20 protein-coding genes are annotated in these 25057 nt (G+C 41.9%); 6 read left to right on the top strand and 14 right to left on the bottom strand.

Annotated features, from left to right (window positions below; genetic code table 11):
* Nucleotides 1-4 precede the first annotated feature (4 nt).
* The 3 genes from H3302_RS15490 (at nucleotide 5) to H3302_RS15480 (ending at nucleotide 3799) form a co-directional block, all read left to right on the top strand.
* Nucleotides 5-664 (top strand): 3-oxoacid CoA-transferase subunit B, encoded by a 660-nt coding sequence (locus tag H3302_RS15490; RefSeq protein ID WP_074989499.1) that lies wholly within the window; start codon nucleotides 5-7, stop codon nucleotides 662-664.
* A 226-nt stretch (nucleotides 665-890) separates the two neighbouring features.
* The gene (fusA, locus tag H3302_RS15485; RefSeq protein ID WP_182395827.1) at nucleotides 891-2978 is read left to right on the top strand and encodes an elongation factor G; all 2088 of its coding nucleotides are present in this window, start codon (nucleotides 891-893) and stop codon (nucleotides 2976-2978) included.
* A 401-nt stretch (nucleotides 2979-3379) separates the two neighbouring features.
* A complete protein-coding gene (locus H3302_RS15480; RefSeq protein WP_036973553.1) occupies nucleotides 3380-3799 on the top strand; it encodes a hypothetical protein in 420 nt (139 codons plus the stop codon).
* 43 nt (nucleotides 3800-3842) lie between these two features.
* Here H3302_RS15480 and H3302_RS15475 read toward each other — a convergent pair whose 3' ends face one another.
* The 12 genes from H3302_RS15475 to H3302_RS15420 all read right to left on the bottom strand — a co-directional run bounded on the left by H3302_RS15475 (nucleotide 3843) and on the right by H3302_RS15420 (nucleotide 16483).
* Complete coding sequence (locus H3302_RS15475) at nucleotides 3843-6611, bottom strand: ExeM/NucH family extracellular endonuclease (protein WP_182395825.1); 2769 nt, start codon at nucleotides 6609-6611, stop codon at nucleotides 3843-3845.
* Nucleotides 6612-6744: 133 nt separating this feature from the next.
* Entirely contained in the window at nucleotides 6745-7755 is a 1011-nt protein-coding gene (gene hemB, locus H3302_RS15470; RefSeq protein ID WP_182395823.1) for a porphobilinogen synthase, read from the bottom strand.
* A 12-nt stretch (nucleotides 7756-7767) separates the two neighbouring features.
* Nucleotides 7768-9624, bottom strand: coding sequence for a diguanylate cyclase (locus H3302_RS15465; protein ID WP_182395821.1), 1857 nt, complete (start codon nucleotides 9622-9624; stop codon nucleotides 7768-7770).
* A 1-nt stretch (nucleotide 9625) separates the two neighbouring features.
* Entirely contained in the window at nucleotides 9626-10408 is a 783-nt protein-coding gene (locus H3302_RS15460) for a TatD family hydrolase (RefSeq protein WP_065979458.1), read from the bottom strand.
* Nucleotides 10408-10935 carry a hypothetical protein gene (locus H3302_RS15455; protein ID WP_182395809.1) on the bottom strand — a complete coding sequence of 176 codons (528 nt, stop codon included), beginning with the start codon at nucleotides 10933-10935 and terminating at the stop codon, nucleotides 10408-10410. Before H3302_RS15455 ends, H3302_RS15460 begins: the two co-directional genes overlap by 1 nt.
* Entirely contained in the window at nucleotides 10936-11676 is a 741-nt protein-coding gene (gene tatC / locus H3302_RS15450; protein ID WP_036973540.1) for a twin-arginine translocase subunit TatC, read from the bottom strand.
* Between the two features lie 48 nt (nucleotides 11677-11724).
* Nucleotides 11725-12054 carry a Sec-independent protein translocase protein TatB gene (gene tatB / locus H3302_RS15445; protein WP_036973537.1) on the bottom strand — a complete coding sequence of 110 codons (330 nt, stop codon included), beginning with the start codon at nucleotides 12052-12054 and terminating at the stop codon, nucleotides 11725-11727.
* Nucleotides 12055-12059: 5 nt separating this feature from the next.
* Entirely contained in the window at nucleotides 12060-12296 is a 237-nt protein-coding gene (tatA, locus tag H3302_RS15440; protein ID WP_036973536.1) for a twin-arginine translocase TatA/TatE family subunit, read from the bottom strand.
* Between the two features lie 78 nt (nucleotides 12297-12374).
* Entirely contained in the window at nucleotides 12375-13976 is a 1602-nt protein-coding gene (ubiB, locus tag H3302_RS15435; protein ID WP_065979457.1) for a ubiquinone biosynthesis regulatory protein kinase UbiB, read from the bottom strand.
* Between the two features lie 17 nt (nucleotides 13977-13993).
* On the bottom strand, nucleotides 13994-14599 hold the full coding sequence (locus tag H3302_RS15430; RefSeq protein WP_182395807.1) for an SCP2 domain-containing protein: 606 nt from the start codon (nucleotides 14597-14599) through the stop codon (nucleotides 13994-13996).
* 27 nt (nucleotides 14600-14626) lie between these two features.
* On the bottom strand, nucleotides 14627-15382 hold the full coding sequence (gene ubiE / locus H3302_RS15425) for a bifunctional demethylmenaquinone methyltransferase/2-methoxy-6-polyprenyl-1,4-benzoquinol methylase UbiE (protein ID WP_036973531.1): 756 nt from the start codon (nucleotides 15380-15382) through the stop codon (nucleotides 14627-14629).
* 114 nt (nucleotides 15383-15496) lie between these two features.
* The gene (locus H3302_RS15420; RefSeq protein WP_182396423.1) at nucleotides 15497-16483 is read right to left on the bottom strand and encodes a GGDEF domain-containing protein; all 987 of its coding nucleotides are present in this window, start codon (nucleotides 16481-16483) and stop codon (nucleotides 15497-15499) included.
* A 518-nt stretch (nucleotides 16484-17001) separates the two neighbouring features.
* Here H3302_RS15420 and H3302_RS15415 point away from each other — a divergent pair.
* Nucleotides 17002-18777: a DUF885 family protein gene (locus H3302_RS15415; protein ID WP_036973529.1), complete on the top strand. Its 1776-nt coding sequence runs from the start codon at nucleotides 17002-17004 to the stop codon at nucleotides 18775-18777.
* A gap of 113 nt (nucleotides 18778-18890) precedes the next feature.
* A complete protein-coding gene (locus H3302_RS15410; protein ID WP_182395805.1) occupies nucleotides 18891-20375 on the top strand; it encodes an FMN-binding glutamate synthase family protein in 1485 nt (494 codons plus the stop codon).
* Nucleotides 20376-20429: 54 nt separating this feature from the next.
* Here H3302_RS15410 and mtnK read toward each other — a convergent pair whose 3' ends face one another.
* On the bottom strand, nucleotides 20430-21647 hold the full coding sequence (gene mtnK / locus H3302_RS15405) for an S-methyl-5-thioribose kinase (protein WP_182395802.1): 1218 nt from the start codon (nucleotides 21645-21647) through the stop codon (nucleotides 20430-20432).
* Nucleotides 21648-21780: 133 nt separating this feature from the next.
* Between mtnK and mtnA the strand changes: the two genes are divergently transcribed.
* Complete coding sequence (gene mtnA, locus H3302_RS15400) at nucleotides 21781-22806, top strand: S-methyl-5-thioribose-1-phosphate isomerase (RefSeq protein ID WP_065979452.1); 1026 nt, start codon at nucleotides 21781-21783, stop codon at nucleotides 22804-22806.
* Here mtnA and H3302_RS15395 read toward each other — a convergent pair whose 3' ends face one another.
* Nucleotides 22807-24972: a winged helix-turn-helix domain-containing protein gene (locus tag H3302_RS15395; protein WP_182395800.1), complete on the bottom strand. Its 2166-nt coding sequence runs from the start codon at nucleotides 24970-24972 to the stop codon at nucleotides 22807-22809.
* Nucleotides 24973-25057 lie beyond the last annotated feature (85 nt).

The following is a 25057-nucleotide window of genomic DNA, read 5'->3' as shown; positions in this document are numbered from 1 at the left end:
GCAGATGGCATTATCACGAGAACAAATCGCTAAACGCGTGGCGATGGAATTACAAGACGGTTACTACGTTAATTTAGGCATTGGAATTCCAACCTTAGTCGCGAATTATGTCCCTGATGGCATCGAAGTGATGCTGCAATCAGAAAATGGCTTGCTCGGTATGGGGCCCTACCCAAGCGCAGATCAAGTCGATGCCGATATGATCAACGCTGGTAAAGAAACGGTCACCGCAGCAACGGGGGCGGCTATTTTTAACTCTGCAGAAAGCTTTGCCATGATCCGTGGCGGGCATGTCGATTTAACCGTACTGGGTGCCTTTGAAGTTGACCAAAACGGTAACATTGCCAGTTGGATGATCCCGAAAAAGTTAGTTAAAGGCATGGGAGGCGCAATGGATTTAGTGGCAGGAGCGAAAAACATTATTTGCACCATGACGCACGCCAATAAACACGGTGAATCAAAGCTACTAACAGAGTGTAGTTTACCGCTCACTGGTGTTGGTTGTATTAATAAAGTGATCACCGATTTAGCGTTATTAGAAATTAAAGACGGTGCATTTCATTTATTAGAGCGTGCCCCAGGTGTTTCGGTTGATGAGATTATTGCAAAGACACAAGGCAAACTTATTGTCTCGGGTGAGATTCCTGAGATGGCATTTGATTAGGCGTTTTTTCGCATTATTTCGAATCTCTTTTTATTTTTGGAGACATAAAATGACTCCTTGGCACCTTAACATCACTTTAACGGCACTTTAAAAAGTGCCGCTTATCCTTTGCATATAAAAATTTTATAAAATTGATTGCATTTTAAGCGACTTCTATGGTGATGTTCGCTTTAAGTAATGCTATACTCCCGCCGAATAATTTTTCGACTTTATTAAGAGTAAAATAATGGCAGATTTATCGAAGTACAGAAATATTGGTATTTTCGCCCACGTTGACGCGGGTAAAACTACCACCACTGAGCGTATCCTTAAGCTTACGGGTAAAATTCATAAGACTGGTGAGGTACACGACGGTGAGTCTACTACTGACTTCATGGAACAAGAAGCTGAGCGCGGTATTACAATCCAATCAGCAGCTGTAACTTGTGAGTGGAAAGGCCACCGCTTAAACGTTATCGATACTCCGGGACACGTTGACTTCACAGTAGAAGTATACCGTTCACTTAAAGTACTAGACGGTGGTATCGGTGTATTCTGTGGTTCTGGTGGTGTTGAGCCACAGTCAGAAACTAACTGGCGTTATGCGAACGAATCAGAAGTTGCACGTGTAATCTTCGTAAACAAACTAGACCGTATGGGTGCTGACTTCTACCGCGTAGTTGGTCAAGTAGAAAAAGTACTTGGTGCTAACCCACTAGTTATGACTTTACCAATCGGTATCGAAGACCAATTCTGTGGTGTTGTAGACGTACTTGAGAAAAAAGCATACGTTTGGGACGAGACAGGTCTTCCTGAAAACTACGAAGTACAAGACGTTCCAGCTGACATGGTAGACAAAGTTGAAGAATACCATGAGATGCTAATCGAGTCTGCTGTTGAGCAAGACGACGAGCTAATGGAAGCGTACATGGAAGGTGAAATGCCTTCATTAGAAGAAATCAAGCGTTGTATCCGTAAAGGTACTCGTGATCTTGCGTTCTTCCCAACGTTCTGTGGTTCTGCATTCAAAAACAAAGGTATGCAATTAGTACTAGACGCGGTTGTAGATTACCTACCTGCGCCTACAGAAGTTGATCCACAGCCTCTAACTGATCCAGAAACAGGTGAAGCGACAGGTGAAGTAGCAACAGTTTCTGCTGATGAGCCACTTAAAGCGCTAGCGTTCAAAATCATGGACGACCGTTTCGGTGCACTTACATTCGTTCGTATCTACTCAGGTCGTATGAAAAAAGGTGACACAGTACTTAACTCAGCAACAGGTAAAACTGAGCGTATCGGCCGTATGGTTGAGATGCAAGCTAACGACCGTAACGAGATCTCTGAAGCGCAAGCGGGTGACATCATCGCTGTTGTTGGTATGAAGAACGTTCAAACTGGTCACACGCTTTGTGATCCTAAGCACGAATGTACACTTGAAGCGATGATCTTCCCTGATCCAGTTATCTCAATCGCTGTTGCGCCTAAAGACAAAGGCGGTAACGAGAAGATGGGTATCGCGATCGGTAAGATGGTTGCAGAAGATCCTTCATTCCAAGTTGAAACTGACGAAGATTCAGGCGAAACCATCCTTAAAGGTATGGGTGAGCTTCACTTAGATATCAAAGTAGATATCCTTAAGCGTACTTACGGCGTAGACCTAGTTGTTGGTCAACCTCAGGTTGCTTACCGTGAAACTATCACGAAAGAAATCGAAGATAGCTACACGCACAAGAAACAATCTGGTGGTTCTGGTCAATTCGGTAAAATTGATTACCGCATCAAGCCAGGTGAGCCTAACTCAGGTTTCACATTCACGTCTTCAGTTGTTGGTGGTAACGTTCCTAAGGAATTCTGGCCTGCAGTTGAGAAAGGCTTTAAGTCTATGATGGATGAAGGTGTTCTAGCTGGCTTCCCAGTATTAGACGTTGAAGTAGAACTTTTCGACGGTGCTTTCCACGCAGTTGACTCATCAGCAATCGCGTTCGAAATCGCTGCTAAAGGCGCTTTCCGTCAGTCTATCCCTAAAGCGGGTGCACAACTTCTTGAGCCAATCATGAAAGTTGACGTGTTCACACCAGAAGACAACGTAGGTGACGTAATCGGTGACCTTAACCGTCGTCGTGGTATGATCAAAGACCAAGAAGCAGGCGCAATGGGCGTTCGCATCAAGGGTGAAGTACCACTTTCTGAAATGTTCGGTTACATCGGTCACTTACGTACTATTACGTCTGGTCGTGGTCAGTTCTCTATGGAGTTCTCACACTACGCACCATGTCCACAAAACGTAGCTGAAACTGTAATCGCTGCAGAAAAAGAGAAAAAAGCTGCTAAGTAATTAGCCTTTTAATTTCTTCAAAAAACCCGCACTTGTTGCGGGTTTTTTATTGCCCGCCAAGCTCGATTACAAATAACACATCTAAATTAATCTTCTATTCAGTGCTTCTTTATTAATGTTCCCAATATGATCACGACTTTTAGTATTGGTTTTATTTTCATAATTACCAAATAAGTACTAAGTGGTTTGATGTGCATGATTTTTGTACAAATTTATTTTTAATCTAAAAAGCTATGCTTTTTAGTAAGTTGTGAATTAATCATTTTGTTCTAGTCTAAAAGTCTTATTCTGTACCTTGTGTACCTTTTTTGAACGGTGTAGAATTGCCTTGCGAATGATTAGTTAATCATTTTGTATTAAAAGTCCTGCTTATTTTTATTAAAAATTAAAGATATATTCTCATGAAAACGATTAAGTTAAGTCCAAATTGGACCGTACAGGGAAGCAAGTTAGTGCTGGCTAGTCTTGTTGCATTTAGTGTTAACATTATTGGTACGTCATTACTGATGTTTATTTTGCCAGTTTTACTGTTTATCACGGTATTAAACTTTTTGCAGATCCGTTTTTTACACTGCTACAAAGCAGGTATTTGCTATTCTCGTGGTTTTGGTAAGCGTTATATAAATGCTGAAGAGATTAAAGCCATTGAGTTTAAGAAAGTGGCCTTTCTTACGGTGTTTAAGATTAGCCTTGAGAATGGTGAAAAATACCATTTTAGTAATTGGCAAATTAATGAAGAGCAGCAATTAGCAATTACGAAGTTGTATAAAGTAAACAAAGGCTCTAGTACATTTAAGGCACATGTAGAGTGTAAGGCTTAAATCGCAGGATGAATAAAGGCCGCAATTGCGGCCTTTTTAATGTTTATGCTTTAAAGCGGCGGCGTACAGCCACGAAAGGTAAAGCAAGTAAACTCAGCCAGCCAAATGAGCCAGAATCGTCTTTATCTTCATCTTCATCGTTAGCTTTATCGTCAGCTTCATCATTTTTCACATTGATGTAAAGTAGTTGCGCTTCCGATAAGTTACCTGCGCTATCTTCAGCGCGGATCATAAGTGTTAGTTTATTTTCGAACTCATAATCAAGTTCTTTCGTAAGGCTGATTTGACCGAGTGCGTCGATTGATATCGCATCTGCGTTTTCACCAGAAACAATGAATTTTACAACAGGCGTATACTCAGCATCAGCATCGCTGAATTCAAGTTGGCCAATGACAGTACCAATCGCGCTATTTTCAAGTACTTCAAAAGCTTGCTCTGGGCTTATTACTGGGGCTTGTGGCTCAGGAATAGGCTCTGGTGCTGGCTCTGATTTAATATCAATGATGACTGGGTCATGATCCGATGCTCGATAAGCATTGTCTGCATAGAGGCTTGCTTGTTGAGTTGATGACTTGTATTCAAGATTATAGTCTAAGCTAATTGGCTCATCGGCATTGATATGCCAATCTGTCGCTGCAACTACTTTACCAAGCAGTGATTCAGATACTAATGCATGATCAAGGCTACCAATACGACCAGAGAAGCTATAAGAATAACCTAATGTGTTACCATCTAACTCTGTAACAGCACTCTTAAGGCCTTTGTCTGCAAATGCACGGATAGGGTCTTCCATGGCATAAGCGTTCATATCGCCAACCAAAATGACATCGTCATCTGCGACACCCGTAGGATGAGTGGCTAACCAATCTGCATAGGCATTGGCACCCGCAACTCGAATTTCATTCCAACATGCTTGGCCATCGCCTAAATCTGCATTATTGCCTTCGGCACTGCCACAGCCACCTTTTGATTTTAAATGCGCAACAGCAACAGTGAAAACCTCTTCTGTTTCTAGCGATTTAAAACTTTGTGCAATTGGCGGACGATTACTGTAATCAAATGGTGCAACCGTAGTATGCGCGGCTGTGCCAACCTCGGTTACTTTATTTGCACGATAGATAATTGCCGTTGTAATCGCGTCAGTGCCTACTTGTGGGACGTTAAAGTCAACAAAAGCATAACTGTTGTTTACGTCTTCATCATTGAGTGCTGCGACTAGGCTGGCGATAGCGCTATTTTCACCAAAGCCATCGTTTTCGATTTCCATTAAGCCAATCACATCTGCCTGAATTGCAGTGATTGCACTGACGATTTTCGCTTGTTGACGAATAAACTCTTCTTCACTGTCTGCACCGCGGCTAGTAGGGAAACCTGCACCTTGGCCATCACCATTGAAGTAGTTCAGTACATTGAAACTAGCAACACGTAAATCTGCACCTTCGGCCAGCTCAGGAGCGTCTGCACGTGGATTTGTTGCTGTAAAACTAGGTTGCACAGTCGGGTGAATACGGTAACGGTCAAAGCTGTAACCCATTACACCGGTGATAGAATTTACTGTATCGCCTAAACGCAGAGTATTATAAGCATCGAGGCCCGTGCCAGGATAAGCAATTGGATCACGGTTTTGTTTGGTTGAACCATCATCAATTAAGATTTGCTTCTTCAGGTTTTCAGCTTCAATTGCATTCGCAGCATCACCTGGGAGCGCAACTTGCGTGCCTTGGTATAAACGCTCAGTACCTAAGTCAACTTCGCCGTAGCGGCCAAGGCCATAGTTGTTATTAACGACAAGTGGTTGAGAGAGGGTAACGAGCATACCTTCGTAAGCTTCAAGGTCTGCAACGTCAGCAACTGGCAAGATGATAGCCGTAGCGTCGGTAGTTAAACCTGTCGCACAAATTTCTACTTGGCTAACATCACCCAGTTGTGTTGCGCTGTAGTATTCAGCCACGCTGCCTTTAACACGTACGTGGTCACCAACAGTCACATCAGTATCAGCGAAATAAACGAATACGCCTTCAGAGGTAAGTGGGTTTGCATCGATATCAGCCGCAAGTGAGCCGATGAAGAAACCTTTAAGTTGATCATCACCTTGGAAGTCAGCAGTGACTACGCCTTCAACTTCTACTTCAGTGTTAATAAGTGGGCTATCACCCCCTTCACCTTGAATGGCACTGATTAAGGTTTTTTCTGCGCCACACACAAGTGGTGTTACTGGTTCTGGCTCAGGTGTTGGTTCACTGCTGTCACCATATAGGCCTAAGTTGCTGAAATCGTCTTGATCGAATTGTTCCCACTCTTCGCTTGGGTTAAAGGCTGCCGTTGCATCGGTACGGCCAGTGGTTACAGTCGTTTTACGACGGAGTGTTTTATTGACTGTTGTTACTCCCCCCTCAGACCACGCTGAACCTGGATCAACACCGAGTTGACCAAAGCTATCAACAATTGCTCCGTCTTTGCTTAATACCAACGCATCATCACCATTAAAGTAGGTAATGGTTGAATCTGTATCTGCTTTTGCTATTAATTCTGCACTAGCGCCTGCATTAGCAATCACATATGTGCCATTTGCAGCAAGGGTACCGCTTAAGGTGAGGCTGTTATTAGGAGAGGCTAAGTCACCATTTCCATTTGAATACAATGAGATAGTGTAACCATCGAGTGATAACTCAGTGCTTGACGTGTTGTAAAGCTCAACAGCTTTGTTGTTGGCGCTTCCTTCAACGTATTCTGAGATGATTAAGTTGGCTGAGGCAGGCGCGCTCAGGCTTGCAATGACAAGCGCGAGCGGCGTTAATTTAGTATTTATCATTATATTTTCCCGTGTATTTATGATTAGAGTCCCAAATTGGGACACAATACTTTAAGGAAAATCTATGACAAATTGAATACAAAATGTTAATAAAAGTGAAATAATCACTGTTTTTTAGACTATTTACTTTAGGTTAGTTATTTTTTAACCACGTTGCTGCTTGTTTAGCAAAATAAGTGAGGATGCCATCGGCACCTGCACGTTTAAAGGCCAGTAAAGATTCCATGATTATTGCCTCTTCTGCAAGCCAACCATTATCAATGGCTGCTTTATGCATGGCATATTCACCGCTCACTTGATACGCAAATGTTGGTACGCCAAACTCGTCTTTCACGCGACGTACAACATCTAAATATGGCATGCCAGGTTTAACCATCACCATATCTGCACCTTCTTGTAGGTCTAACGCTACTTCACGCAAGGCTTCATCTGAATTTGCTGGATCCATTTGATAGGTTTTTTTGTCGGCACCTTTTAAATTACCTGCTGAGCCTACCGCATCACGGAATGGTCCATAATAGCTTGAAGCGTATTTAGCAGAATACGCCATGATGCGAGTATGGATATGGCCTTGCGCTTCTAATGCTTCTCGAATTGCACCGATGCGACCATCCATCATGTCAGATGGGGCGACGACATCAGCACCGGCTTCGGCATGTGAAAGTGCTTGTTTTACGAGTATTTCAGTTGTCACATCGTTAATCACATAGCCTTCGTCATCAATAATGCCGTCTTGGCCATGCACAGTGAATGGATCGAGTGCAACATCAGTGATTACACCCAGCTCTGGAAATGCTTCTTTTAGTGTACGCACAGTGCGTTGTGCAAGTGCATCAGGGTTGTAAGCTTCTTCAGCGAGCAGTGATTTTTTATCACTCGGTGTAACAGGAAAAATCGCGACAGCGGGTACACCTAATTCAACAAGCTCTTTGGCTTCTTCTAGCAATAAATCGATAGAAAGGCGCTCAATCCCCGGCATTGATTCAATGGCTTCACGGCGGTTTTTACCTTCTAACACAAAAACAGGGAAAATAAGATCATTCACGGTTAGTTGGTTTTCAGCCATAAGGCGTCGAGAGAAACTATCACGGCGCATACGGCGCATACGTGTATATGGGAAAAGATCGAGTCCTGATTGGGCCATGCTTTTATACTCCTAGTCTGGTAGAGGATAACTTACTACGCGATTACGGCCTGTTTGCTTTGCGTGATAAAGGGCTTTGTCGGCATAGTCTGTGAATAAACTTGGTTTATTAACGTCTTCTGCAACGGCGCTGAAAACACCGGCACTGAGTGTAAATTTAATCGTTGTTCCGGCAACTATTATATCAGTGTTAGCAGCGGCTTTGCGTATTTGTTCAGCAATTATTAGGGCACCTTCAAGGGGGGTGTTAGGCAAGAGTACAACAAACTCTTCCCCACCATACCGGGCGACTTCATCGAGAGGGCGCTTTAAGTGTTCTTTAATAATATTTGCAGTCGTTTGAATGGTTTGGTCACCGGTTAAGTGGCCAAAATTGTCATTAATTGCTTTAAAATGGTCAATATCGAGCATAATGACGCTAAGCGGGGTTTGTTCCCGGCGAGAGCGGCGAATATCCATTATTAATTTTTTATCGAAATAACGGCGATTTTTCGTTTTAGTTAATGCATCTTCCATATTGAGCTGCTCAAGCTCACGATTTTTGTCTTCAAGCTCACGTAGGGTAACTTGCAGCTCAAATGTTCGCTCTTCAATGTTAGCCTCTAAATCTTGCCGAGCTTGTTCTTGAAGGGCTAAGCGCTCCCGCATTAAGGTATCTTGCGCTTTACTCTCTGCTAATGCGTTTTGTTGTGACACGACTTCGGCATCACGTTGCATCAAGAATAATTTAATAACGGCATAACATAAGCTCAGACTACAAATTAAGAAGCAAACAAACGTAAGAGAAAGCATACCAATATTTAAATTAAATGGGTTAAAGACACCTAAACCACTGTAAATAATCGCAGAGAAAAATGCAGATAAACCAATAAGGAAGGCAATGCTTGGTTGCTTGTACGCCTGGTTAAATTGCTTCATGGCAATGATGAAAAACACCAGTAGTAATACAGGCAAGCTGATTAAACACAGTGAGAGTGCAAAATGTTTAGGGAGAAACCACATTAATACTGTCATCAGTATCATGGCCCAGGCTAACCAATATTGGGTGCGACTCAGGGTTTTATTATCAGTGCTAAAAATACACCGTTGTATAGGAACAAATAGCGCACCACTTATAAAAAATAGACTCGGGATTGCCAACTGCTGGAATGTTAAACCACTCGGTTGTAAGTAGCGATACCCAAAACCATATATATAAGCAAGTGTTAACCATAATGAGGTTAGTAAAATACCTGTGTAGGCAAAGTAACGGCGTCTTGAAAAACCGTACAGGACGAGGTTAGTGATCGCCAAAGAAAGAATAAAACCAACTAATAATCCATAGAGTAAGTTAAATTTACTTTTATATTTAAGGTATTCAGACGGCTCCCATAGACTAAGTGGGACACGTAATCCGCCCTCATTCTCAACTCTTAAAAATACTTCCGTATGACTTGCTTTAGGCAAAATGAGTGGAACAAGTAAGGACTCATTCTTTATTTGCCGATTTGCAAGCGGCAGTGCGTCGCCAATTTTGGTCTTTGACAGAATGTGCCTACCTTGCACATGAAAAACACTGACTTCATCAAGAAGCGGGTTATCGACTGAGAGAATCAGAGTGAGATCATTCAAGGAGGTATTTTTTATCGATACCTTTAGCCACAAGGGTGTCAGGTTTAAGCCCAAGTTAAGAGTGTCAGCTTGATTTTTTTGCCAGTCGATATCTTTACTGATAAATGCTTGTTGCTGAGTGATAGGCTCGAGCGTGTACTCAACATTTATGATTTGTTGAGACTTAAAGTGCGAGCTAACGGCGATAGGGTTAGCCTTTAAATAAGGACTGAATAAAACAACGAAGAGTACGCCACATAGTGACCATAGGCGCTTCATTTTAACCCTTTGTGGTAAATAATGTCTGAAAGTTTAGTGTAGTTTGTTTTGCCACTTCAGTAAATTCACAGCCTTTTAAGTCAGCAATTTGCTGGCATACATAGGTAAGATACTGTGGCTCGTTCCGGCGAGACTTAGGTTTAGGCTTAATGGTTCTTGGCAATAAAAAAGGGGCATCTGTTTCAATAAGCAAACGTTCTAATGGGATGTCGGGCACAAGCGCCTGTAGTTGTTCACCACGGCGTTCATCACACACCCAGCCTGTAACGCCAATATAAAGCCCAAGCGCCAGGTAATTTTGTAATGCTGATGCATCACCTGTAAAGCAATGTAATACGCCACGTACGTTGTAATCGGCTAGAATCTGAAACATATCTTCGCTGGCATCTCGCTCATGAAGATAAACAGGCATGTTAAGTGTTTCAGCAAGTGCCAGCTGTCTTCTTAAAACGCTTCGTTGTACATCACGTGGAGAAAAATCGCGATTGTAATCGAGCCCACATTCACCAATAGCAACCACCTGTGCATGGTTAACAAGTGCGCTTAGCTCACTCTCAAGTGCCTCAGTGGCTGTTTTCGCATCGTGGGGATGAACTCCGGCGGTACACAGCAGATTAAATTGCTTTGCAAGCTGTAATGAGTCATGGCTGCTTTGTAAATCACAGCCAATCAATAGCATTTGCGTTACACCCGCAGCCTCAGCTCGCTGTATGACAGCGGCGTGACGATCATCAAATTGATGATTGCTTAAGTTGACGCCAGCATCAACAAGCCGTGTGCTCATTAGTTTGTGCGCTTAACACGAATTGAGCGGTTTTGACCTTCAACTTTCAATAAAAATGAATTAAAAATACCGCGCTCAATCACGACTGTGTCATTGGCTTTTAGACGTAAACTATCTGAGCCAATTTGACGCCATTGTTGACCATTTTTCAGTTCGATGATGAGCTCGCCATACGCTGCTTTTTCAACGCTTTTAACGACGGCACTAATCTCATCATCATTGTCTTTTGTTGCTTCTTTGTGCTCTAGACCAAAATCTTCATTTTTTGTCTTAACAACCTGGTTTGATGAAGCAACTACCGCAGGTGCCGCAACTGCGGCGGCGCCTGTTACAGGCTTTTCAATTTGTTTGTTTGCTGCAGGTTTAGTCAGTGATTTACCTGCCATAATGTTGTCGTAACAAAGCAAGCGATTAAAGTCGTTTTCAACAAAAGTACAGGCTTGCAATGCTTGAATATTAATTTCGTTAGCGTGCGTTGTGCCTGCAACTGTAAGTAGTGCAATAAAGGGAATTAGTTGTTTTTTCATTTATTCCTCTGATTCCTGTTGGGGTTTGGCGGTATAAAATGCAGCCAAAATTAAGCCTAACTCAAATAACAACAGCATGGGTAATGCTAATAATGTTTGTGACAATACATCGGGTGGGGTTAAGAACATGGCTACCACGAACACACCGACCACGATATATGGGCGTTTCTCTTTTAAGCTTTTAGTGGTTGTCGCACCGCTCCAGCATAACAGCATAATGGCAACCGGTATTTCAAAAGCAATGCCAAATGCATAGAAAAGCTTAATAACAAAGCTTAGATAGCTGCCTATGTCAGGGGCTAAGGTCATCATCTCGGGACCTGCTGCAGTGAAAAAAGCCAGTATCATTGGCAGCACGACGAAATAACAAAAGCTAACCCCACCATAAAATAAAAACACACTTGAAATCAAAATGGGTACTAACATTTTTTTCTCATTTTGATACAAGCCGGGTGCGATAAACCCCCAAACTTGGTGCAATATCATGGGTATGGCAATTAAAAAAGCTAAAAACAGAGTAAGTTTAATTGGAACTATAACAACAGAAGTAACATCTGTAGCAATCATGCTTGTGTTACTGGGTAAGTTTGATACTAAGGGTGCAGATATAAAATCATAAATATCGTACATAAAAAATATCAAGACGATAAATACCAGCAAAGTGCTTAGGAGTGCTTTCATGAGTCGATTTCGTAACTCAATTAAATGGCCCACAAAGCCTGAATGAGCTTGCTCAGTCATAGTGTTATAAATACTCTCTAAAATGGACAACTAAAAGAAAAATTAATTTCATTTTTTTTCACTGTTTTCAACTTTCGTTTCTTCTTGGTTGTCTTTTTTGTAGCTGTGGGTGACAGACTGTGCTGCTTTTTGCAGTTCGTTCACAGAGTCTTGCAGTTCAGGTGATAACTCTTTTAAGTTTTGCTGCTCTGCTTTTTTTAAGTTTTCATGAAGTTCATGGATACGGAGTTCTTCGTTTACTTCAGCTTTCACTGAGTTGGCAACTGACTTAAGCGTTTTCATCCAGCGACTAACGGTGCGTATTGCGACAGGCAAGCGCTCAGGGCCTAAGACAATTAGGCCTACAATCAGTACGACAACAAGTTCCCACATCCCCATATTGATTAAACCTTATGGTCGTCTTTGCTTTTTTCTGCGGTCTCTTTGCTTTGCGTATTAGACGCTTGCTCGATCTGCTCGTTGTTGCTGCTGGTTTTATCGTCTTCAGACACGGCTTTTTTAAAGCCTTTTACTGCACTGCCCAAGTCGCCACCAATGCCACGTAATTTTTTAGTGCCAAATAACAATACAATAATTGCTAAGATAATGACTAATTGCCAAATACTGATACCACTAAGCATGGGTTACTCCATATTTTATCAAATTGATTGAATGTACTTGTTTTGATTATACTCACCAAAACATAAATAGCACTTAGTTTATGCGCTGCGCCAAGCTGCAATAAAACCAACCACAGCAAGTCCTGTTGTGATGCCTGCTGCAATTAGGTCATCCTGTAAATAACACAGTCCCGACACAATAAAGCAACTGCCCGCAAAAATGCTCAGGAGCAGAGGTTTTGACGACGACTCCTGCGGCAATTGTACAGGTTGTTGATGACGCTTTAAGTTTTGATAGATTAAATCGGGTAATTCAGGCATTTTTTCAGCCCAGAATGGTAAGTTCGCGTACATTTTTTTCATCACTGCAAGCGGACCCACTTGTTCTTTAACCCACTCTTCTAAAAATGGCTTAGCGGTTTTCCACAGATCAAGCTGCGGATAAAGTTGCCTGCCAAGGCCTTCAACATATAACAGTGTCTTCTGTAATAACACCAATTGCGGTTGAACCTGCATATTAAAGCGACGTGCGGTATTAAATAAATTAACCAGTACGTGACCAAATGAAATTTCAGCCAGTGGTTTATTGAAAATGGGCTCACATACTGTGCGAATCGCAAACTCGAATTCTTCAATACTGGTATCTGCGGGGACCCACCCCGAATCAACATGCAGCTGCGCTACTTGGCGGTAATCACGATTAAAAAAGGCAATAAAGTTTTCTGCAAGGTAACGTTTATCTTCTCTATTTAAGGTGCCGACAATGCCGCAATCAATGCCAATATATTGAGGGTTATGGGGCGTCTCGCGAGAAACAAAAATATTGCCCGGATGCATATCTGCATGGAAAAAGCTGTCGCGGAAGACTTGTGTAAAGAAGACCTCGACACCGCGTTCAGCGAGTAATTGCATATTGGTGTTTTGTGCAAGGAGCGCTTCGGTATCAGAGACAGGGATACCATAAATACGCTCCATAACTAAGACATTACTGCGGCTATAATCGCTGTAAACAAAGGGAATATAGAGAGAATCTGAGCCCTCGAAGTTGCGACGTAATTGAATGGCATTCGCGCCTTCGCGCATTAAGTCGAGCTCATCTAGTAAGGTTTTCTTGTACTCATTTACCACCTCAATAGGGCGCAAACGTTTGGCTTCTTTTAAAAGTTTTGCAACGAGCTTAGCGACCTTTTGCATCAGCATTAAGTCGGCGTCTATCTGCTCTTTAATATTAGGGCGAATAACTTTAATAACGACATTTTGCTCTTCACCATGCTCATCTAGCAAGGTTGCCGTATGCACTTGTGCAATGGATGCTGACGCGAGAGGGGTTTGCGAAAAGTCATTAAAAAGCTCACTAATGTCATTTATACCAAGCGCTTTTTCAATCAGTTGCTGAGCAAGCTCTCCTTCGAAGGGCTCAACTTGGTCTTGTAACAAAGCCAGTTCAAGCGCAATATCATGCGGTAATAAATCGCGGCGTGTAGAGAGCATTTGCCCAAACTTAATCCACACAGGCCCTAACTCTTGTAAGGCTAAGCGTAAACGCATCCCCGCAGGTTTATCTTTATGTTGATTGCGTAACCAAAATAAACTGCCTCGCGCTAATGTGGCAAACCAAGGTATTTTTTTACGTGGGATCAGTTCGTCTAAGCCGAAGCTCAGTAATGTTTTTGTGATGTAATACAGACGAGCAGTTGACACACAATATCCTTAGCGCACTAGCATAACTTTAATAAGGCGTTTATTCGCATCTCGAGTTGAGACACTTGGTTCTTTAATTGGCGATTCTGTTGCTTAAACTCAGCCAGTTCAAGTGGGTGAATTGTCACTGCAAGCTCGTCTTGACATAAGGTGGTCAGTGTATTTTCGAGTTTATTTTTTACGTTCACACCGTGACGTTTCATTGCTTGCAAAGACAGCCATAGCTGCTGTGCTGGTGCGTCGCCAATATAACGTGAAAAATGCTCTGGCCAATCAATATTAAGTGCAGCAAAGGCATTACTAAAGCCTTGAGCTATGTGTAAATCGCCTTGTAAATCTAATTTATCTTTGCGGATTAACTGGGTTAGCATTGCTGGATTTTTCAGCGTGAGCAGAGTGTCAATATCAGCACTGATCATGCAGTCGAAGTGATGTTCTTCAGTGCTATATAAGTGTATTTGCTCATTACTGTATACGCATAAAATGCGCTGTTGCCAATCACGGATCTCAATCAGTAATTGCTTGTCTGAAATAGCCGCTAGGTTGTCCTTTAGAGACGAGTCTAGCTGCAAAACATGATTAATGATTCGTTCTACCAGTGATAACAGAGCATTTGCTAACATCGCGTTACCTACTTAATCTGTTTAATTTTAGTATTTAAAACCACGGTGTAAGGCGACAATACCGCCGGTGAGGTTTTGATAGCTAGTGTGTTCGAAGCCCGCATCTTCCATCATGCTTTTCAGCGTTTCTTGGTCTGGGTGCATACGAATCGATTCAGCTAGGTACTGGTAAGATTCGCTATCATTTGCAACTAGTTGCCCCATTTTTGGCAAAATATTGAATGAATAAAAATCGTACGCTTTGCTGAGCGCTTCATGTTCTGGTTTAGAAAATTCAAGAACGAGTAAACGACCACCTGGTTTAAGGATGCGGTACATTGAGCGCAGCGCTTTGTCTTTGTCAGTTACGTTACGAAGACCAAATGCGATGGTGATTAAATCAAAGCTGTTATCAGGGAATGGCAGCGCTTCAGCATTCATTTGTACGTATTCAATATTGCCTACTCGGCCTAGGTTACGTAACTTTTCACGGCCGACTTTTAGCATTGAAGAGTTGATATCACCCAAGATTACTTGACCTGTTTCACCGACGAGTTGGCTAAACTTCGACGTTAAATCGCCAGTACCGCCTGCAAGGTCTAATACGTAATGGCCTTTGCGAACACCAGAGCTGGCAATTGTTTGACGCTTCCATAAACGATGAATACCGAACGACATAAGATCATTCATAACGTCATATTTTGCAGCGACTGAGTGGAATACATCTGCAACCATAGATGCTTTGTCGTTTTCAGCAACAGTTTTATAGCCAAAATGCGTGGTCTTTTGTTGATTCTCGTTCATGATTTGTCTCTATCGTGGCAATAAAGACTAGTGTACTTGATTGTAGCTGTGGGGTGCAATTTGATTATAACTAAATCATCAGATTAGCATTGGCTTTTATGATTTAGCGCAGGTTTATTGGCCGGCAATAAAACTGCTTTGACCTAGTGACTTTGCTTTCGCAGCAGCAAGTGAAGCTTTGCGGACTAAGCTGTTGAAGTCGTCTTCATCTTGATGTTTAGCAATCCCTAAAGCAAGATGAATAGCGGGTAGTTTTGTGCCATTCTTTGAACTAATAAAGCGCAGCTTTTCAACACCATTACGCACTTTTTCAGCAATTAAATTAGCCGTCTCAGGCTCAATATCAGCCAGTAAAATAGTAAATTCATCTTTGCCAGTACGCCCTGGTAAACCACTTTCAAGGACATATTTTTGCACTTGTTTGGCGACCTTATTCAAGATCACCTCGCCAATGACATCACCGTAATTATTGATGAAGTGCTCAAGGTTTTCTATTTGAATCGCAATGGCGCACACCGCTTTTCTTTGACCAAGCCACAATTGTGTTTGTTGATTTAAATAATGACGTTTATACAAACCAGTTTGCTCATCGGTGATGTGCTGTTTACGAAGTTGGGTGAGTTGTTTTTGGGTCTTATCTTGTAGTGCTTTGGCTGTTGCGATTTCTTGTTTAAATTGGCGATGTTGAGCCAGTAAATGTTCTGATTGTTTACTGAGCATTTTTAGCGCATGACGTGTTTGTTCTAAGTTGTTTTCGTCAATGGCGTGTACACAATCACTAATTTGTTCAGTAAAGCGAACAATATTTTGTTCATTATTGTTTGCATTGCGCGTTAGTGTGCCCAGAACAGAATCAACATTACGAACAATCGCTGTTTTCATTTTATGGCCTTGTTCCATAAAATCAAAATACAGTTGCTCTATAAAGATACTGTCGATCGGCTTTTTTTGCGCGATGGCGCGATCCAGTGCGGCATTAAGTTTTAGATTAGACTGGCTGACATATGTATATACAACCTGGTAATTAAGTGGTGACGGCGGTAATGCATGATGTTCTAAAAAGATACATACCTTTGTCATTTTTTCTTGAGCAATAGCCATGGAATCATGGAACATCATTTTTTCAATACCACTAAATACGCATAACAACCAATTAATCATCTCTTCCGTAAGGTTTAATTGCATCCAAGCACCTTATATAAACCCGCATAACACGTAATCACGAGAGATAAAACTTGGCGCTAATTGTGTTAAAAGCGTCTGTTTTACGGCTGTATCAAAGCAGAAAAGTTGCTGAGTTGAACTCATTAACGAAACGTTTGCCGTACCTCAAAATGGATCACTTAATTAAGCGAATGGGTATTACAGTAATCTGTAATCTGTCTATTTAAAAGCAAAATCGCTAATTTTGGAACTTAAATTTGTTTCGTTTGGGTCTAATAGCTGATTTTCTCAGCAACTTTAACAAGTGTAATTAAAAATTGCTTAAAGCCTGCTCATTCATGCATTTATAGTGATGTTAATTTGAGCGTATTAAACCGCTGCTTGGTCGCATTTGTTTGGGTTTTAGTGTGAGCTACGCTACTTTATCTCTATTGTTTAAAACGAATAAGAATCCTATGAAACAAACACTATCGCGAACGTTAAACCGTTCTTTAATAGCCATTGCTTTAGCGTGTACTTTAAGTGCGTGCCAGGTAACCACTGTTGATGCAGATCAGCAGTTTAATCAGGTTGCAGAAAATGTGGTCAATTACCGTGAAAGTATCAGCCCTTATGGTAAAGAAAACGGCGTTAATGGTTATTTATTAGCAAATTTATCTGCTGAGTTTTTAGAACAAAAATACCAAAAAAATACCGAACTCCTTGCAGAGCTAGATGCCATCGACCGCGATAAATTGTCGGAAGAAAATCGTATAAATTTAACGATTTTACGTGGCCAAGTACAAAATAGTGTTGATGAATATGTGTTTAATACCCACTACATGCCGTTAACGTCTGAATATGGCTTTCATTCGAGCCTCTCATTTATGATCTCAAGCTCCGATTACACGAAAGCGAAAGATTACGACGTTTATCTTGCCAAACTGCAGCAAATTCCCCGCTTTTTTCAGCAAAACATTGGCTGGATGCGTAAGGGCCTTGAGGTTGGATTAACGCAACCGCAAGCCGTTTTAGAGGGTTATCAAGATTCGATTACAGCATATATAGTTGATGATGCGACACAATCTGAGTTTTATAAACCCTTTTTAAAAAATACTGCAGGGCTCAGTGAGAGCGAATTTTTACAGCGTCAACAACAGGCACAAAAGATTATAAAAGAACAGGTGATTCCTGCATACCAAGGCTACCTGACTTTTTTTAATAACGAATACCAACCGGGTGCTCGTAAAGAGATTGGTATTTCGAGTACGCCTAACGGCAAAGCATTTTATGAAAACCGAGCGAAGTACTACACAACAACAGATATGACGCCAAAAGAAATCCATGAATTGGGTTTGCAAGAGGTCGCGCGTATCCGTGCAGAAATGGATAAAATCATTAAAGAGGTTGGTTTTGAAGGCAGCTTTGCCGACTTTGTGCATTTTTTGCGTACAGATCCGCAGTTTTATGCCAAAACGCCTGAAGAATTATTAAAAGAAGCGTCTTACATTGCTAAAAAAATGGACGCACAGCTTCCTAAACTATTCCATACGTTACCAAGAATGCCTTACGGTGTTGCACCAGTGCCAGCCAGCATTGCGCCTAAATACACCACGGGGCGTTATTCGGGATCACGCCGTGACGACCAAGCAGGCTATTACTGGGTCAATACTTATGCGCTTGATAAACGTCCTTTGTATGTACTTGAAGCGTTAACCTTGCACGAAGCTGTGCCAGGACATCACTTACAAATTTCATTAAATTCAGAGCTGGAATCGCTACCAAGCTATCGTCGTAATGCGTATTTGTCGGCATTTGGTGAAGGTTGGGGGCTATATTCTGAATTTTTAGGTATTGAAGCCGGTTTTTACCAAGACCCATACAGTGATTTTGGTCGATTAACTTACGAAATGTGGCGTGCTGCACGTTTAGTCGTTGATACGGGGATGCATATGTATGGCTGGAGTCGTGAACGTGCGATGACGTTCATGAGCGAAAATACGGCGCTTTCACTGCATAATGTAAAAACAGAAACCGACCGCTACATCTCATGGCCAGCACAAGCGCTGTCTTACAAAATCGGTGAATTAACGATAAAACGCTTGCGCCATGAAGCTGAACAAGCACTGGGTCAAGATTTTGATGTGCGTGAATTCCATCACCAAATATTACGTCATGGTTCTGTGCCGATGTCGGTGCTTGAAGAGCAAATTCAACTTTATATTAAGGCTGAATTAGCAAAGCGAGCCTAAGCAATTGAGCTGATTAAAAAAGGCGTGTTTAAAACACGCCTTTTTGTTTGTTGCGCGTGTTTTAAACTGCTTATATGATTTGCAAGGACGTCATCATCACACAGGAGTCTTGAATGAGTGATTTTATAATTTTTAGTATCGATGTATTTGCCAGCTTGTTTATCTTTGCGTTAGGGATAGGGCTGTTGGTAATCATCTGTTTTTACATTAGTGATGTGACGCAGTCGAAACAGGCTATTCGTCGTAATTACCCTGTGATAGGGCGTTTTCGTTACTTTTTTGAACGCCAAGGTGAGTTTTTTCGCCAGTATTTTTTTGCGATGGACAGAGAGGAGCTTCCGTTTAACCGTGCCGATCGAAGTTGGGTCTACCGAGCAGCAAAAAATGTTGACCGTACCACGGCATTTGGTTCCACTCAAAGCTTAGAAGCCACAGGCACTGTGATGTTCATGAACTGTGCATTTCCGACGCTCGATGAAGAGGCACTCGAACCTAGTCATGTCACCTTGGGACCCTATTGTGAAAAACCTTATTCTACCAATGCATTATTTAATATTTCGGGCATGAGCTTTGGAGCACTTTCAAAACCGGCTGTTCGCGCTTTATCTCGAGGCGCAAAACTAGCTGGATGCTGGATGAATACAGGTGAAGGGGGGTTGAGTCCTTATCATCTGGAAGGAGGAGCCGATATTGTATTTCAGATTGGTACGGCAAAATATGGTGTCAGAGATGAGCAGGGCAAACTGAGCCTCGAAAAACTCAAAGTGATTGCTGGTCATGAGCAAGTAAAAATGTTCGAAATTAAAATGAGCCAAGGCGCAAAACCGGGCAAAGGTGGCATGTTGCCGGGCCGAAAAGTCACCGCAGAAATCGCTAAAATCCGTGGCATACCAGAAGGACATGACTCGATTAGCCCTAATGGGCACCCAGAAATAAAAAAACCTGCTGATTTACTCGATATGATTGAAACTGTTAGAGCTACGACAGGAAAACCCACAGGATTTAAAGCAGTAATCGGTGAGTATACGTGGCTTGAAACCTTATTCAGTGAAATTAACAATCGCGGTATTGAGTCTGCACCAGACTTTATTACCATTGATAGTGCTGATGGTGGCACTGGGGCTGCCCCGCAGCCATTGATGGATTCTGTTGGTTTACCTCTAAAAGAAAGCTTACCTTTGGTCGTTGATTTGTTGAAAAAACATGGTTTAAGAGAGCGGGTGAAAGTGATTGCATCGGGTAAATTAATCGTCCCGTCGAAAGTGGCTTGGGCATTGGCTTTGGGGGCTGATTTTATTGTGTCAGCGCGCGGGCATATGTTTTCATTAGGCTGTATTCAAGCATTACAATGCAATAAAGATACTTGCCCGACCGGTATTACAACGCACAATGAGCGATTACAACGCGGCTTAGATGTGACAGACAAAGCGCAGCGAGTTGCAAATTACAATAAGTTTATTCACTACGGTGCAGGCTTAATTGCTCATTCATGTGGCGTGTCGAGCGCCCGAGAGCTTGCGCGCCACCATGTGCGTGTTGTACAAGAAAATGGGTTGTCAGAACCGCTTGATAAAATGTATGAGCATTACAATAAATAATGATGAGATTGAATAAGGCGCGATAAGCGCCTTATTCATTGGGTAGTTGAATAACTAGTTTAATAAGCTGATCAATAAGGTAAAAAATTCATCTTTATTATCGCAACTTGTTGCGTTAAGCATCAATTGCTCGCCTAACACTAAGGTTTGTTGCTGCACAGCTAAGCGTGCTTGCTCGTTTTCAATGCCGTCAATGTCAGCAACGTGGGCAAGGCCAATCGTACGGCGAATAAGTTCTGCACCGCAATAACCAATGGCATCATGCAACACGCTTTTTAAGTAATCTTCTGTAAAGGCGCGGTTAGCAAAGCTTACATCGGTTGTCTCATTACTTGCTAAGTTCAACCACTGCTCTTCAAACTGGCTATAACAGTCTTGTAAGCATGTTAATAAATGCGTTTGATATTGGCGACGCTTTGCTAATTCAGTTATACGGCCATTTTGCGCGCAGTAGTTAAGTAATAAATTACCCATAAATGAACCGATATCGAAACCAACTGGGCCAAAAAAGCCAAACTCTGGGTCGATCATCTTGGTTGTGTTGTTATCAACAAAAATACTGCCGCTGTGCATATCGCCGTGTAACAAGGTTTGCGGACACGATAAGAACCTAGCTTTTAATTTCGCTGCGGCAAGTTTTAGCGCGTTGTTATTACGAATGTGTTGCACTGACGAATTGAGTTCAGCCGGGAAGTGATTGCGCTCGTGCTCGATATAAGGGTCAGTGAAAAAGAGATCCTCAGTGATCTTACATAAATCTGGGTTGATAAATTGGCTCACTTTGGCTTTTTTATCGTCGGCAGAAAGATAAAAGTCGGAGTTATAAAAACCGGTGCGACTGAGATATTGGGCAACATGACTGGCTAATTTAGGGAACTGCTCGGCATTTATTTGTGCACCACGTAAAATTTGTAAGTGACCTAAGTCTTCCAGCACGGTTAATGCAAGCTCAGCATTGTGGTGCAAAATGGCTACGGTGTGCTCTGGGCATAATGAACCATGATTTATCAAGACGTCAGCCTCGATACGCGCACGGTCTAACGATAACGGCCATGACTCACCCACGCAGCGAGCATAGGGTAAAGCTTGCTTTAAAATTACACTGTTGTTGTGTTGATCAGTGACCCGGAAAACTAAGTTTAGATTTCCGTCGCCGAACTCGTACGCTGACAGCTCAGCGTTAGGAGTAAACACTGAACTGAGTTCACTTTCGGTAAGTTTTTTAATGTAATCAACAGCATGCTCTGCAGTGAAGGCAGTGTAATTAGCCATGGCTCTATCTCAAAATATTATTAACTTTGGGCATTCTATACCTGTAAGCGTTTAGATGTCCATACATCCAGCTTGTTAGTTGTGTAAACTGATGTAAAATACCCTTTCATCAAATTAGTAATCTGGATGCACTATGCAAGATCTCATCGCGAGTAGTATTAAATATCAGCAAAATACCTTAACTGTGCTTGATCAGTACTTATTGCCTCATCAACAGCATTGGCATGTATGCAATGATGTTGAAACGATGAAAGAACTGATTTTGACTTTAAAAATTCGTGGTGCCCCTTTAATTGGCTTAGGTGCCAGCGTACTCGTTGCTCATTTAGCAGAGCAAGGTATGAGTAAAGCAGAGCTTGCTTCAGCGATTGATGAATTAGAAGCAACGCGTCCGACCGCTGTGAATTTAATGCACTGTATGGCACAGCTGCGTGAGGCATTAATGCAACCTGCATATGTTGAGGCTGTTGTAGACACGGCTGAGCAGTTATTTTTTGAAGACATTGCGCTGTGTGACAGCATGGCACAGCGTGGTGCTGAGCTTGTTGCTAAAGGCGATAATATTCTTACTCATTGTAATACTGGAGCATTAGCTACGGCGGGAGTAGGCACAGCGTTAGGTGTGATTTATAAAGCTCAGCAACGCCATGGAGATCTGCATGTCTGGGTTGATGAAACACGCCCATTATTGCAAGGGGGCCGATTAACTGCATTTGAGCTTGAGCGCTGGCAAATACCTTACACGTTAATTTGCGACAATATGGCAGCAAGCTTAATGGCTGCGGGTAAGGTCGATAAAATTTTTGTAGGTGCCGATCGTATTGCTGCAAACGGCGACTTTGCTAATAAAGTGGGTACGTATAATTTGGCAGTATTGGCTCACTTTCATAATATTCCGTTTTACGTGGTTGCGCCGCTAACAACACTTGATACGCAAACAGCCTGTGGTGATGATATTGAGATTGAACAGCGAAGCCCCGCTGAAGTACGTGGTGTGAGCGGTAGTTTTGGTGAAGCACAGTGGGCACCGACGAATGCATCAGTGTATAACCCTGCTTTTGATGTCACGCCTGCAAAGTTGGTTACAGGCTGGGTATTAGATACCGGTGTTTACGAGTATGCTGATATCGAGCAAGGTGTATTAACGCAATTAAAATAACTAGTTGCTGGGTCTTTTCTCAGTGTAAAGCTCAATACTGTTTTGATTATTAGCGGTTACGAATGAAATCGCTAATTTTTCATTTTGTGCGTTGAGGTGCAAAATATAGTTAGACGGTTTCATTTTAATCAGTGTATTCACTTCCGTTAGTTCCTCTAAAGCGGCACTGTAAATGTCAGCAGAGGTGGCGACAAACAGTGTTTGCTCATTACTCGCCATCGTTACTATTGACGGTTTTATTGCAGTCAACTTATCTGGCATAGGTAATTCATGGTAGCGATTAGTTTGGCTATCAAGTTCTAAAAACTGTGTGTGTTTGGCATGCACAATCAATTGATGATCATTACGCCAAGCGATAGCAAGTGGCGTATCAATCGTGCTGATGACTGTTTCTGTATTGTCAGTATTCAATAGCATTAACTGATTTTGTAAGGTGGTTGCATCGGCGTAGATTACCGCAATGCGGTTTTTACGTATTTTAGCGAGCACAATTCGGCCTGGTATTTGCCATTGCTTAATTGTCTTAAAGTCTGTGGCATCTAATAGTGAGAGTTGATGCGTGTGTTTATTGAAACTCAATAAACGCGTGCTGTTTTCATTGGCAGAAACAATGATATTGTCAGTGCCAACCCTATCAGAAATAGGGATATATTGGTTATTGGTTTTAAGCCAATGTTCACGCTTATCGTAATAGGTATCGGCAAAATAAACATCACCATTTGCAAGCGCTACAGCAGAATTTTCATGCTTATTAGCGGTGGCTATGTAGCTCATTTCTTGCGTCTTTAAATCAAAAACACTGGCATCTAGATCATGCAGATCGGTACTTATTAACAGCGACTCTTTGTTGAGTGGGTAAGCGTAGTTAGCGTCTTTAACGGGGGCTTTAATAGCGTGGGCTCGGGTCATTGAGTCGAACGAAAATGATTCAATAGTCGAATTGGCACGGTTATACCAAATGAGCGAATTACTGGGTTCATCATACGTGGCAGCCCATGATCTATAGTTATTTGTCGTGAGCAGCTTCATGGAGCTACCGTCTAGGTTTGCCATATAAATTTCTGCTTGGCCAGTGTTGTGGCGTTCAAAAATAATCCGTTCAGGATTTGATAATGTCGTTAATAAATAATCACCTGTGCCAGTAATATTGGGTGATGTAATGCGGATTTCTTCTGCTGTTTTTTTATCATAAGCGTAAAGCGCAAATAATTGGCTTAAGCCACGATAATGATTACGTCGAAAAATAGCGGTATCCCCGACTTCTGTGTATTGCGTTAACTTATCACCTGAAGAATAAGGATACGACAGGGGGGATTTTTTGATTGTTTCAGAAAAAAAGTCACTGGCCTGCCATTGTTGGCACTGACTATAGTCACCGGGTTTACATTTGACATAAAATAAGCGCAGACCATCATCAGACCAGCCCTGAATATAAGCGTCACCTGAGTCAACTAAAAACTCTTTTTTGGTTTTTAGGTCCATTACATAGATATTCATTATGTCATTTTGCTTGAGAGGTGTGAGCAAATAAGCAAGCTTACTTTTATCGGGGGGCAGTAGTAAGTGAGAGTAACTGCCTTTATGCCAAGAAATAGTGTCAGCATCTAATGCTAGAAAAGGCATGGTTTGTCTGGTTTCACTACTTGCCGCAGGTTTATCTGAAAAAAACCAGAAAAAACAAATTAGCGTTGCTATTAATATGGCGGGAATTGACCACGACCAATTTACATTTCTTTTGGGATGACTGTGTGAAGATGATTCAGCGGCAGCGACTTCACTCGAAGATTCGTGTTGATTTTGCTGTTCTGTAGTGACTGTCTCGGTTTTATTTGAGCTGACAGGAATAAATAAACTATACCCTTTACGGTAATGTGTTTTGATACTTTGGCCAGGCTGCTTTTCTGATTTGAGTGCTTTTCTTAGCTCCGATATCGCTCGATTGATGGCATTATCATCAACGTAGCTTTGCTGCCAAATGTTGTCCGCCAGCTCTTGGCGAGAAATAATACGTTCATTATGTTCAATAAAATAGCACAGTAACTTAAATAACAGCGGTTCTAGTTCGCGAGCATGCACGCCGTCATTAATTGCTTGCAATGATATGTTTAGCTGCCATTCGCCAACATAAATAATATTATCGCGTAAGGGTGAAATTACCGACCCCATGTGTAGTCCTTTAGCTAATAATTAAGTACTGAGCATTAATGAGGTGATGATACCAGAAGTTGTTTTTGAATTGGTTTTTTTGTTT

It is taken from the genome of Pseudoalteromonas sp. MT33b (assembly GCF_014117385.1).
GTDB lineage: Bacteria > Pseudomonadota > Gammaproteobacteria > Enterobacterales > Alteromonadaceae > Pseudoalteromonas > Pseudoalteromonas lipolytica.
The sequence above is the reverse complement of the archived record's forward strand: the minus strand, read 5'-3'. Positions and strand labels throughout refer to the sequence as shown.